At 58.9% G+C, this 12,456-nt stretch carries 11 protein-coding genes; 7 read left to right on the plus strand and 4 right to left on the minus strand.

What is annotated here, in order from left to right; all coding sequences use genetic code 11:
• Positions 1-161 precede the first annotated feature (161 nt).
• The 5 genes from AC2TCY_RS17915 (at position 162) to AC2TCY_RS17935 (ending at position 6,044) form a co-directional block, all read left to right on the plus strand.
• Positions 162-2,978, plus strand: coding sequence for a molybdopterin oxidoreductase family protein (locus AC2TCY_RS17915; protein WP_480849403.1), 2,817 nt, complete (start codon positions 162-164; stop codon positions 2,976-2,978).
• Positions 2,975-3,724 (plus strand): 4Fe-4S dicluster domain-containing protein, encoded by a 750-nt coding sequence (locus AC2TCY_RS17920; protein ID WP_480849404.1) that lies wholly within the window; start codon positions 2,975-2,977, stop codon positions 3,722-3,724. The genes AC2TCY_RS17915 and AC2TCY_RS17920 overlap by 4 nt, the downstream gene beginning before the upstream one ends.
• The gene (locus tag AC2TCY_RS17925) at positions 3,724-4,596 is read left to right on the plus strand and encodes a dimethyl sulfoxide reductase anchor subunit family protein (protein WP_480849406.1); all 873 of its coding nucleotides are present in this window, start codon (positions 3,724-3,726) and stop codon (positions 4,594-4,596) included. Before AC2TCY_RS17920 ends, AC2TCY_RS17925 begins: the two co-directional genes overlap by 1 nt.
• Positions 4,597-4,704: 108 nt before the next feature.
• Positions 4,705-5,166 carry a carboxymuconolactone decarboxylase family protein gene (locus AC2TCY_RS17930; RefSeq protein ID WP_480849407.1) on the plus strand — a complete coding sequence of 154 codons (462 nt, stop codon included), beginning with the start codon at positions 4,705-4,707 and terminating at the stop codon, positions 5,164-5,166.
• On the plus strand, positions 5,163-6,044 hold the full coding sequence (locus tag AC2TCY_RS17935; RefSeq protein WP_480849409.1) for a sigma-70 family RNA polymerase sigma factor: 882 nt from the start codon (positions 5,163-5,165) through the stop codon (positions 6,042-6,044). The genes AC2TCY_RS17930 and AC2TCY_RS17935 overlap by 4 nt, the downstream gene beginning before the upstream one ends.
• 7 nt (positions 6,045-6,051) lie before the next feature.
• Here AC2TCY_RS17935 and dapA read toward each other — a convergent pair whose 3' ends face one another.
• Positions 6,052-6,924, minus strand: coding sequence for a 4-hydroxy-tetrahydrodipicolinate synthase (gene dapA, locus AC2TCY_RS17940; protein WP_480849410.1), 873 nt, complete (start codon positions 6,922-6,924; stop codon positions 6,052-6,054).
• A gap of 134 nt (positions 6,925-7,058) precedes the next feature.
• Between dapA and AC2TCY_RS17945 the strand changes: the two genes are divergently transcribed.
• Positions 7,059-9,032 carry a lytic transglycosylase domain-containing protein gene (locus tag AC2TCY_RS17945; RefSeq protein WP_480849412.1) on the plus strand — a complete coding sequence of 658 codons (1,974 nt, stop codon included), beginning with the start codon at positions 7,059-7,061 and terminating at the stop codon, positions 9,030-9,032.
• Here the strand turns inward: AC2TCY_RS17945 and AC2TCY_RS17950 are convergent.
• Positions 9,006-9,875, minus strand: a complete 870-nt coding sequence (locus tag AC2TCY_RS17950; protein ID WP_480849414.1) for a DMT family transporter — start codon at positions 9,873-9,875, stop codon at positions 9,006-9,008. The genes AC2TCY_RS17945 and AC2TCY_RS17950 overlap by 27 nt on opposite strands.
• On the minus strand, positions 9,872-10,537 hold the full coding sequence (mnmC2, locus tag AC2TCY_RS17955; RefSeq protein WP_480849416.1) for a tRNA (5-methylaminomethyl-2-thiouridine)(34)-methyltransferase MnmC2: 666 nt from the start codon (positions 10,535-10,537) through the stop codon (positions 9,872-9,874). The genes AC2TCY_RS17950 and mnmC2 overlap by 4 nt, the downstream gene beginning before the upstream one ends.
• Before the next feature lie 49 nt (positions 10,538-10,586).
• On the opposite strand from mnmC2, the gene AC2TCY_RS17960 reads away from it, so the two are divergent.
• A complete protein-coding gene (locus tag AC2TCY_RS17960) occupies positions 10,587-11,627 on the plus strand; it encodes an NAD(P)/FAD-dependent oxidoreductase (RefSeq protein WP_480849417.1) in 1,041 nt (346 codons plus the stop codon).
• Here AC2TCY_RS17960 and AC2TCY_RS17965 read toward each other — a convergent pair.
• Positions 11,619-12,425: an HTD2 family dehydratase gene (locus AC2TCY_RS17965; protein WP_480849419.1), complete on the minus strand. Its 807-nt coding sequence runs from the start codon at positions 12,423-12,425 to the stop codon at positions 11,619-11,621. The genes AC2TCY_RS17960 and AC2TCY_RS17965 overlap by 9 nt on opposite strands.
• Positions 12,426-12,456 lie beyond the last annotated feature (31 nt).

Raw genomic sequence — 12,456 nt, forward strand, 5'->3', positions numbered from 1 at the left:
ACGCCTGACTCGGACCAGTTCAATATTGGTCCCTGTTACCGTTTTCTGAGGGAGAGAGCAAAATCGCCCTCTTCCTCAGATAGGTTGAGCCTCGCGTCTAAACACCCCAAGATGCACAAAATAATCTGGTACCAAGGCAATCTGCCGCAGGGAGAGTAAACGTGACCCATCAACCGAAACTCGATCTGTCTCCCAAGGTATCCGACGAGATCCGTCGCACCACTTGCTACATGTGCGCCTGTCGGTGCGGCATCAACGTTCACATGAAAGACGGCAAGGTCGCCTATATCGAGGGCAACCGGGACCACCCAGTCAACAAGGGCGTTTTGTGCGCCAAAGGCAGCGCCGGAATCATGCAGGTCAACGCGCCCTCTCGACTGCGCAAACCTCTGCGCCGGGTCGGCCCGCGCGGGTCCGGTGAGTTCCGTGAAATCGAATGGGACGAAGCGATCAGCACTGCAGTTGGCTGGCTGAACGAGCTGCACGAGACCGCCCCGCAAAAGCTGGCTTTTTTTACTGGTCGCGATCAGAGCCAGAGTTTCACGTCATTCTGGGCGCAAAATTTCGGAACGCCAAACTATGCGGCCCATGGCGGGTTCTGTTCCGTCAACATGGCAGCGGGCGGCATCTATACAATGGGCGGTGCTTTCTGGGAGTTCGGGCAGCCCGACTGGGATCACACCAAACTGTTCATGCTGTTCGGGGTTGCCGAGGATCATGACAGCAACCCCATCAAGATGGGCATCGGCAAGATCAAGGCGCGCGGGGCGCGCGTGATCGGAGTGAACCCGATCCGCTCAGGTTACAACGCGGTCGCGGATGATTGGGTCGGCATCACTCCGGGCACGGACGGGCTGTTCATCCTGTCCCTGATCCATGTGCTGATGAAAGCAGGTAAAATCGATTTGGACTACCTCAGCCGGTATACCAACGCGCCAGTTCTAGTAAACGCCGCCGAGGGCCCGGAAAAGGGCCTGTTCCTGCGCGACGCGGACGGCAAGCCACTGGTGATTGACCGCGTAACGGGCGAACCCACCGCCTTTGACAAACCCGGCGTGCGCCCTGATTTGTCGGCGACTTACGAAAAAGATGGCGTCACGCATCGCCCGGTCTTCCATCTGATGGCCGAAAAGTACCTGACAGACGATCATGCGCCCGAGGCCGTGGCCGAGCGCTGCGGCATCCCCGCCAGCCGCATTCATGCCATCGCTGCCGAGATCGCTCACGTGGCTTTTGACGAGGCCATTGAGCTGGATCAGGAATGGACCGATTTCCGCGGTGAGGCGCATTCGAAAATGACCGGGCGCCCTGTCAGCTTCCATGCCATGCGTGGTATTTCGGCCCATGCCAACGGCTTTCAGACCTGCCGTGCCCTTCACACGCTTCAAATTCTGCTGGGTACGGTCGAGGTTCCAGGCGGGTTCCGCTTCAAACCGCCCTACCCGAAGCCGGTCGAGGCACACCCAACGCCGCACGGCGACCGCCGCCCCGGCCGCCCGCTGGAGGGACCACATCTAGGCTTCCCACGTGGTCCCGAAGACCTTTTGCTGGACGATTGCGGCACGCCGCAACGCATCGACAAAGCCTTCACCTGGGAAAACCCGATGTCGGCCCACGGGCTGATGCATATGGTGATCTCGAACGCTGCGGCGGGTGATCCCTATAAGATCGACACGCTGTTCATGTACATGGCTAACATGTCCTGGAATTCGTCCATGAACACCAAGGGTGTGATGGAAATGCTGACCGCCCGCGACGACGACGGTAAATACGTCATTCCGAACATCATCTATTCCGATGCTTACTCGTCCGAGATGGTCGCCTATGCCGATCTGATCCTGCCCGACACCACCTATCTGGAACGGCACGACTGTATCTCGTTGCTGGATCGACCAATCTGCGAGGCTGATGCCGCCGCTGATGCGATCCGCTGGCCGGTGATCGAACCCGACCGCGACGTACGCGGCTTCCAGTCAGTGCTGATTGAACTGGCCAACCGCATGAGCCTGCCGGGATTCACCAACGAAGACGGCAGCCCCAAGTGGAAGGACTACGCCGACTACATCGTCAACCACCAACGTAAGCCGGGTATTGGCCCGCTGGCCGGGTTCCGCGGTGTGGATGGAGACAAGGAAGGGCGCGGAGAGGTCAACACCGATCAGCTGAACCGCTATATCGAAAACGGTGGATTCTACGTGGCGCATATCCCCGAGGGTGCGGATTATTACAAACCCTGGAACACGGCCTATCAGGACTGGGCGGTGGGCATGGGCATCTATGACAGCCCGCAACCCTACCTGTTCCAGCTTTACTCGGAACCCATGCGCAAGTTTCAGCTGGCCGCCGAAGGGCATGGCGAGCGACAACCTCCCGAGCATCTGCGCCAGCGGATCAAGGACACGATGGACCCTCTGCCGATCTGGTACGAAACCGATCAGGAAGGCAACGAGGGCTTCACCGTCAACGCTCTGACCCAACGACCAATGGCCATGTATCACAGCTGGGGCACGCAGAACGCGTGGCTGCGCCAACTGCACGGGCGCAACCCGCTTTATGTGCCGACCAAGCTGATGCGAGAGCACGGGCTGGAGGACGGCGACTGGGCCAAAGTCAGCTCTCCGCACGGTGAAATTACCGTGCCGGTCATGGAAATGGCCGCTTTGAACGAGAACACCGTTTGGACGTGGAACGCCATCGGCAAACGCAAGGGGGCATGGGCCTTGCAAGGGGACGCCCCCGAGGCCACCAAAGGGTTCCTCCTGAACCACCTTATCCACGAGCTTATGCCACCAAAGGGCGACGGGATGCGGTGGGCCAATTCCGACCCTGTGACAGGTCAGGCTGCCTGGTTTGACCTGAAAGTCCGGATCGAAAAGGCCGACGCCCCAAGCGACGCGGAAAGCCAGCCCGAATTCGAACCCATCAAATCACCGGTCGGCACCGGCCCGAAAGATCTGGCGTGGAAGGTAGGCAAATGACACAGCTCCCTCAATCGACGGATCGCAAACTGGGTCTAGTCATCGATCTGGACACCTGCGTTGGCTGCCACGCCTGCGTGATCTCATGCAAGGGTTGGAACACCGAAAACTACGGCGCGCCGCTGTCGGATCAGGACGCGTACGGCGCCAACCCGTCAGGCACCTTCCTGAACCGAGTGCACTCCTACGAAGTTCAGCCCGAGCAAGGCCATGCTCAGCTGATCCACTTCCCCAAATCCTGCCTGCATTGCGAAGACGCGCCCTGCGTCACGGTCTGCCCTACCGGCGCCAGCTACAAGCGGGTCGAAGACGGCATTGTGTTGGTCAACGAAAGCGACTGCATCGGTTGTGGTCTGTGCGCCTGGTCATGCCCTTACGGCGCGCGCGAGCTGGATCAGGCGGAAGGGGTGATGAAGAAATGCACCCTTTGCGTTGACCGGATTTACAACGAAAACCTGCCCGAAGTGGATCGCGTGCCGTCCTGTGTCCGCACCTGCCCGGCGGGTGCACGGCATTTCGGAGACTTAAGCGATCCCGACAGCGCAGTCAGTAAACTGGTTGCCGAACGTGAAGGCTTCGACCTGATGCCCGAACTGCAGACCAAACCGGTCAACAAATACCTGCCACCACGACCCAAGGACCAAATCGAGGACCAGATCGACATTCTGGCCCCGCTGCTGGCCCCTGTCGCCGATGAACCCAAGGGCTTCCTTGGCTGGCTCGACAAGACACTGGAGAAGCTCTGATGCATCCGGCACCCTCTGTCATCATTTTCACGACGCTCTCGGGCCTCGGGTTCGGCCTGTTGGTTTTCCTGGGCCTCGGGTTACCCGATGTTTCTGGTTGGGTCGCCTTCGTGTTCTTTGCTATCGCTTATGCTTTCGCTGTTGGCGGGTTGCTGGCATCGACGTTTCACCTGGGCCATCCCGAACGCGCGTGGAAGGCCTTTTCCCAATGGAAGACCAGCTGGCTCAGCCGCGAAGGCTGGTGCGCGGTCATCGCATTGGTCGTCATGGGTGTTTATGCCATTGGCGTGGTCTTTCTGGGCCAACGATGGTGGGTTCTGGGCGGGATCGGGGCTCTGTTTTCTCTGACGACGGTGTTCACCACTTCGATGATTTACACTCAGCTAAAACCCATCCCGCGGTGGAACATGAAGCTAACACCGGCCATGTTCCTGAGCTTCAGCATTGCGGGCGGAGCTTTGCTTGCTGGTCAGACTGGCATTGCGCTACCCTTGTTACTGGTCGCAGCGCTGGTGCAGATCCTGTACTGGCGACAGGGGGATAGCGCCCTAGCTAAGTCTGGGACAAATCTGGGAACAGCCACTGGCTTGGGCAACCGAGGTTCTGTCCGCGCCTTCGAGCCGCCGCATACCGGCACAAACTATTTGCTGCGAGAATTTGTCCATATCGTGGGTCGAAAGCACGTTGAAAAACTGCGGGTGATTTCGTTCGTTCTTGCGTTCGCTCTGCCCATCGTGCTGTTGCTTCTACCCTTCAACCACTTCTTCGATTTGTTGGCTGTCCTGTCGCATCTGGCAGGCGTATCGACATCGCGCTGGTTATTCTTTGCGCAAGCCGAACATGTGGTCGGGCTGTACTACGGCAAACGCTGAGAAACCTGAAAGAGCCTCTGATCTGAGGCTCTTTTTTTTGTAAGTCGTGTCACAAATCCGGTGACTCAACCGTCCTGTTTTTGTTCAATTCCAAAACAGGAGAAATCGATGTCCCCCCGGATCAATCACTTTGCCGTCGCACCTGAGTTGCTTCAGCCCATGCTCGACATGGAGGAACGCCTGCGCGCGTCGGAACTGGAACACAGTCTGATCGAGCTCGTAAAACTCAGAGTCTCCCAGATCAACGGTTGCGCCTTTTGCATTCACATGCACACGCATGACGCCCGGGCCAATGGTGAAACCGAAGATCGCCTTCACCTGCTGAACGCATGGCATGAATCGTCGCTTTATTCGGATCGTGAGCGCGCGGCGCTTGCTTGGGCCGAAGCGCTGACGCGTATCGAAACAAACCGTGCGTCGGATGAAGTCTATAAAGCTATGGCTGCGCAGTTTTTGGAAAAGGATCAAGTAGCTCTGACTCTGGTGATCACCACAATCAACGCCTGGAACCGTCTGGCCATCGGATTTGCGATGCCACACCCGGCATCCAGCAAGGCCTCAGCCGCGTGACCCAGCCCGGTTCACAGTTTGAAGACCGGACCTTTGTCGCCTTGCAACCGCGCCTGTTTGCGGTTGCATACCGCATGCTTGGATCCGTCAGCGATGCCGAGGATATCGTGCAGGACGCATACCTGCGCTGGCGACGGGTTGATATTGATCAGGTACGCGATGAGACAGGATTTTTGATCCGCATCGTCACCCGGCTTTGTCTCGACCACTTGCGCGCAGCGCGAACTGTTCGCGAGGCCTATCCAGGCGAGTGGCTGCCTGAACCTCTGATCACCGATGACGCAACCGAACGGCTTGACCGCGATGTCTCGGTGGCGCTTTTGATGGCGCTGGAACGTTTGTCACCGCTGGAGCGCGCGGCCTTCCTTCTGCACGATGTGTTTGAACACTCTTATGGCGACCTGTCTGAGACGTTGAAGCGCAGCCAGAGCAACTGTCGTCAACTCGTCAGCCGTGCCCGCAAGCATGTCGAGCAGGTCAATCCGCGAGCCCCGATTGAACGCGACCATGGCGAGGAAATCGCCACAGCGTTTTTCAATGCTGCCAAAAGCGGTGATACCAAACAACTGGCTGACTTGTTGTCGCGAGACGTCCAATTGCATTCGGACGGTGGCGGCAAGATCATTGCAACCCTGAATCCAATATACGGTCGGGACAAAGTCACACGCTTTTTCGCCGGATTGGCACGGAAACTGTCCGCGCCCCGTCCATATCGTTGGGTTTTCTGTTGGCTGAACGGATTGCCTGCAATCATCAACAGAGAGCCCGGTGGTTCATTGCAGGCAACATCTCTCAAAATCGAAGATGGCAGGATCGCGGCCATTTACATGGTTCGCAATCCTGACAAAACCCAGCATCTGGAGAAGCTGTTGAGCTAGGCGGCGTTTATACGAGCCCTGCGTGAGCCATCGCCGCGTCAATAGCGTATTTGGTGCTCTCGTCCAGCGGCGTCAGAGGCGAGCGGACATCTTCGCTGCACCGACCCAGTTTACTAAGCCCATATTTGGCACCTACCAGACCTGGCTCGATGAAGATGGCTTCGTGCAGAGGCATCAGGCGATCCTGATACTCCAGCGCCTTGGCGTAATCGCCCGCCAGTGTGGCCTGTTGGAATTCTGCGCAAAGTTTTGGCGCTACGTTTGCCGTGACCGAGATACAACCGACACCGCCATGTGCGTTGAACCCCAGCGCGGTCGCGTCTTCGCCTGACAACTGGCAGAAATCTGACCCACAGCTCGCGCGCTGCTGGCTGACCCGCGCCAGATCGCCGGTTGCGTCTTTTACACCAACAATACGCGGCAGTTTAGCCAGTTCACCCATTGTTGCCGGCGACATGTCGATCACAGACCGGCCTGGAATGTTGTAGATGATGATCGGGATATCGGCACAGTCATGGACCGCACGAAAATGCGCGATCAGACCTTTCTGCGTTGGCTTGTTGTAGTAGGGCGTAACGACAAGCGCAGCGTCTGCGCCGGTCTTTTGCGCAAATCGCACGAATCGGATCGCTTCATCCGTGTTATTGGACCCTGCTCCGGCAATTACCGGAACGCGCCCCGCCGCAGCTTTGACGACTTCTTCGACGACCGTCTCATGTTCTTCGTGGCTGAGCGTTGGGCTCTCACCGGTTGTCCCGACCGGAACCAGCCCGGTAGACCCTTCCTGAATCTGCCATTCTACCAATTGTTTGAGTGTATCCAAATCCAACTCGCCGTTGCGGAACGGGGTGACGAGGGCTGGCATCGAGCCTTTGAACATGGAACACTCCTTAGGGTGCAGTACGCTGGTTTTTGCGCATCGGTCCGTCACGATATTTGGTTTGTGAGTTGATCCCGACGGCGCAGGGTTTATCCTGAATGGCTGTATCCTCGGTTGGTTAGGAAATGCAAGAGATGACACGCCTTCTGGCCTTTTTCACGTCCATGATTCTGTGTTCTGCCTTGCAGACAGACACAGCACGCGCCGATGCCGCCACCGATTTGCGGTCCGGGCTGACCGAAATGCGCAAGGGGGATTGGAACGAGGCGCTGCGAGTTGCAGGCGCGCGCGGCTCTGTTTCGCGCGACGTAATCGTGTGGCATTGGCTACGCGAGGGATTTGGCAGTTCCGGCGATGTACTGGTGTTTCTGGACCGACGCCCCGACTGGCCCGGCTTGGCGTGGCTGCGCCGCAAAAGCGAGCCTGCATTTACCGGTGCAGATACGGACCGGGTTTTGAAGTTTTATGAAAAGTCGCCGCCACAGACCGCCGAGGGCGCGTTGAACTACGCCGTTGCGCTCATGGCCAAAGGTCGAAACGGCGAAGCAGAAGCCGATATCGTTGCCGCCTGGCGCACGATGCCGATGGGCTCGGGGTTGCAAAAGAACTATTTGGAAAACTTCGGCAAATTGTTGAAACCCCACCACGAGGCGCGTCTGGATCGGATGCTGTGGGACGGTCATCTTGTCAGTGCAGACAAGATGCTGCCTTTGGTCAGTTCTGATTACCGCAAACTGGCCGAAGCGCGGATTGCATTGCAAAAACGCCAACCAGGCGTGGATGGCAAGGTAGCCGCCGTTCCGAAGTCGCTGACCTCTTCACCGGGTCTGGCATTCGACAGGTTCGTCTGGCGTGACAAGAAAGAGTTGGACGACAGTGCCATCGATCTAATGCTGGCACGCTCGACCGGGCCAAAATCGCTGGGTGAGCCGGACAAATGGGCCGAAGGACGCCGCCGCCTGGCCCGGCTTGAGATGCGGGGCGGCAATGCGAACCGCGCCTATCAAATCGCCGCCAACCACCACATGACCCCTGAAATGGGATATGGCTATGCCGATCTGGAGTGGTTGTCTGGGTTTCTCGCCTTGCGCCGCCTGAATGATCCTGCAACTGCCGTTCGGCATTTCCAGAATTTCTCGGAGGCCGTGAAATCTCCTATCTCCAAAGGTCGCGGTGGGTACTGGCTGGGCCGCGCCTTTGCAGCGCAAGGCGATGCGGACAAGGCTTACGATGCCTACGCTATGGGTGCCGACCATCAAACTTCGTTCTACGGGTTGCTGGCTGCCGAGCGGATCGGTCGACCCTTTGACAGCGAATTGGCCAACCCGCGCCGTGCGCCACATTGGAAGCAAGCCAGTTTCGCCGATTCCAGCGTGCTTGAGGCCGGTCTACTGTTATTGCGCGCAGGAGAGGACAACCTGTCGGAAAGGTTTCTGACCCATCTGGTAGAGAACCTCGATCCGGTTGAAGCCGGACAACTGGGTGATTTGGTGTTGGAGTTGAAAGAACCCCATCTGGCCGTGATGATCGCCAAGCGCGCGGCGACAACGGGTGTTGTCTTGCCCGCGGCCTATTATCCGGTTCATCCAGTTGCTGATCTGGGATTACCGATGGCCAAAGAGATGACCCTGGCCATTGCGCGCCGCGAAAGCGAGTTTGACCCGATTGTCGTCAGCGGCGCCGGTGCGCGCGGGTTGATGCAGGTAATGCCCGCCACCGCTAAACTGGTTGCAGGTGAACTGGGGCTGCTCAGCGGGCACAAGACGGTCCGCCTGACATCGGATTGGAAATACAATGCCAAGCTTGGGTCGAACTATCTGGCCGGGCTGGCCGCAGATTTCAACGGCAACGTGGTCATGATGGCGGCGGGCTACAACGCCGGACCACGGCGCCCGATTTCGTGGATGGAGCGCTTCGGCGATCCCCGCGCGGGCGAGGTCGATATGGTCGACTGGATCGAGACTATTCCCTTCAGCGAGACCCGTAATTATGTCATGCGCGTTGCCGAAAGCCTGCCGGTCTACCGTGCTCGGCTGGGGCAGCCTGCCTTGCCGATCCCGTTTTCGCAGGAACTTATCGGCTCAACTCTGGCGTCGTTCGCGCCATAAGGTGAACAGACCCGCAGCAACGACCAGTGCTGCGCCCGCCACGACCGCCGGGCGCAGCACCTCTCCGAATACCATCATCCCCAGAATTGCGCTCCACACCAAATGGAAATAGGCAAAGGGCTGCACCGCACTGGCCTCGGCCATTTCATAACATTTGATCAGCAACCAGTGTCCCAAAACACCGCTGACACAAAGCAAAGCCATCCACAGCCAGTCCGTGCGGGCCATCGGCTCCCAAAACCACATGCCGACAAGGGTCATTGCCACAGCACCTGCAATACCTGTCCAGAAAAAGCTCGTGGCTGAACTATCTCGTCGTGCAACGTAGCGGGTCAGCAGACCGTAGACAGCAAACATCAGTGCCGAAATCAGCGGAATGATTGCCCACGGATTGAAAACGCCTGCACCCGGCTCAAGGATAATCAGAACCCCGACGCATCCTACGCCGATAGCAGACCACCGCCGCCAACCGACCTTTTCCCCCAGAACCGGCCCGCTTAGCGCTGCAACAAGCAGCGGGTAGCAAATGAAGACCGCCATACTGTCAATCAGACCGAGAATTGTGAAACTGAAGACCGCAACGCAGATCTCGGCTGCCAACAACACACCGCGCAGGATTTGCAGACCCAGTTGGCTTGTATGCGTGGCCGCCTTCAATCCGCCCGGCGCACGGGCGGCGAGGGCCACTACGAAAGCCGCAAAGAACCAATAGCGGATCATCACGACCATATAGGTGTTGTAGGTCCCAGCCAGGTGCCGCGAGATACCGTCCTGCAGGGCAAAGACTATTGTTGCCGCAATCATCAGGCCAACGCCCGCGCGGACGTTATTCTGCTGGGTCATATTTTAGCAGCCCGTGTCATGTGTCGCTTTCGCCCATATCCGGGGCTGCGCGTTACCGTGAACCCGGCGTCCTCAAGCCCGCGGCGCACGAAGCCTGCGGCTGTGTAAGTGGCGGCCGTCCCACCGGGTTTGGTGTGATCGGCAACTTGTTGCATCAGGCCCGCGCCCCAAAGCTCAGGGTTTTTTGCAGGGGAAAAACCATCCAGAAACCACGCGTCCGCTTGCCTTGACCACATCGGCAACATGTCGCGGGCATCGCCTGCAACGACCTCAAGGCGCATCGTCCCAAGATCACAGGATTCGCCCTGCCACACTGCAAGGAACCGTTCAGCCCATGGCGTCAGCTCGGGGAAAGCCGCTAGCGCGCGCGCCATATCGGCTGGGGCCATCGGGAAGGCTTCGAAACTGGTGAAACTCAGGGGGGATGTACGGCCCGACCTTTCCCATTCCGACCAGGCCGTCAGCATGTTCAGCCCGGTACCAAAACCCAGCTCGGCAATGTGAAAGTCACGGGTAAAGCGCGCGGGTAGATCATTGCCTGCCAGAAATACGTGGCGTGTCTCCTCCAACCCGTTTTGCAACGAGAAATACGGGTCATCGAAACGATCTGAGACGGGGACTTGATCGTCCCTCCAGGTCAATTTGGCGCGCTGGTCTGCCATCGGGTTATCCTGTAGCTAAGCGGCGCGACACTGAACAAGGAAAAGGGGAATGGCAATGGTCGATGTGACGGTACGGGGCGCGGGCATCTTTGGCCTTTCCATCGCCTGGACCTGCGCGCGGCGCGGCGCCAAAGTTCAGGTCGTCGATCCCTTCGGCGCCGGGTCCGGATCCAGTGGCGGCCTCGTTGGTGCGTTAGCCCCGCATGTACCGGAAAACTGGAACGCCAAGAAGGCGTTTCAGTTCGACAGTCTGATCATGGCCGAACCGTTCTGGAAACAGGTCGAATCAACCGGCGGCGTATCCCCTGGCTATGCCCGGTTGGGCCGAGTGCAGCCCATCACGGACGACCGCAATCTTGAGCTGGCGCGGGCACGGGAACGCACTGCGGCGGAGCTTTGGCAAGGTCGCGCTGATTGGCACGTCGTGCCTGTCTCCGAGGTAGGCGCATGGTGCCCGGCCAGCCCGACCGGCTTTGTGATCCATGACACGCTGACGGCTCGGATGCAGCCGCGCCGCGCCTGCGCAGCGTTGGTCTCGGCCCTTGCGGTGATGGGTGTAGATGTGGTGGCTGAAGCACCCGACGCTGGTCAAGTCGTACACGCAACAGGACTGGCAGGTTTGCTGGAGCTCAGCCAAACCTTCGGCAAAACGGTCGGCAATGGCGTTAAGGGTCAGGCCGCGCTGCTGAGGTTCGACGCAGGAGATGTCCCACAGCTGTTTGCCGATGCGATCCATATCGTGCCGCACGCGGACGGTACGTTGGCCATAGGGTCGACCTCGGAACGCGACTACGATAACCCCAACAGCACGGACGCCGCCTTGGACGACGTCATCGACCGGGCGATGCGCGCCGTTCCGGTTTTGCACGGTGCCGAAGTGGTCGAACGCTGGGCCGGAGTCCGCCCTCGCAGCAAAAGCCGCGCACCGATGCTGGGCGCACACCCATTGCACGAGGGGCAATTCATTGCCAATGGCGGGTTCAAAATCGGCTTTGGCATGGCTCCGAAAGTGGCCGAAGTTATGGCTGATCTTGTTCTGGACGGGCACAACTCGATCCCGGACGATTTCCGACCCGAAGTTTCACTCTGACACAGCAATTGCCTGCATGCATTGTCGCGCATCCGGGCCTCGCACCCATAAGTCCTGACCGTTCCGGCACAGGGCGGCCGTCTCAAAGTGCATCAAGGGCGATGAGGCACGAAAGGAAAAACGCGTCAGCGGGCCTAACAGCTCTTCGGCCATCAGCATCAACCGTTGCGCCAGCAATGGGCCGTGCACCACGAGGCCTTCGTAACCTTCGACTTCGCGCGCGTAATCCAGATCATAATGGATACGGTGACCGTTGAAGGTCAGCGCGGAATAGCGAAACAGCAGCGTGGTATCGAACTGGACCTCACGCATGTCCGTCTCATCCGTTCGAGCCGTGGGCGGCGTCGGCGCTATGGCGTCTGGCGACGGATCCTCGCGATAGACCAGATCTTGCCACTCGGTCAGACACAGAGCCCCATTTTGCCAGATTTCGTGGCGCAGAGTGACAAATGCCAACGGTCCGGTGCGTCCAGCCTTGGCTGTTGCCGCCTCGCGAAACGACCTGCGTTCGGCGATCTCACCCGCGATCAAGGGGGTGTGAAACTCCAGTCGCCCACCGGCCCACATACGGCGCGGCAAACCCATGTCCGGGATCAAGCCCTTGCCAATCAGCGGGTGACCGTCGCGCCCCAACCCATCTGGTGGCTGAGGTGACCAGAAATAGAGCTGATGAAAAAAAGGCGGCAATGCAGATCCAGCAGCAATCGTCTGCTCCTGCCCCAGCGCTGTCTGCCATGCGGTGGCGCGCGCCGGGTCTATCATGTCACTTTGAATATCGGCCTGAGAATCCTGCTTCATTCGGGCAACCTATGCTCGCCAATGCAACAGA

Source organism: Ruegeria sp. HKCCD7181 (assembly GCF_057221055.1).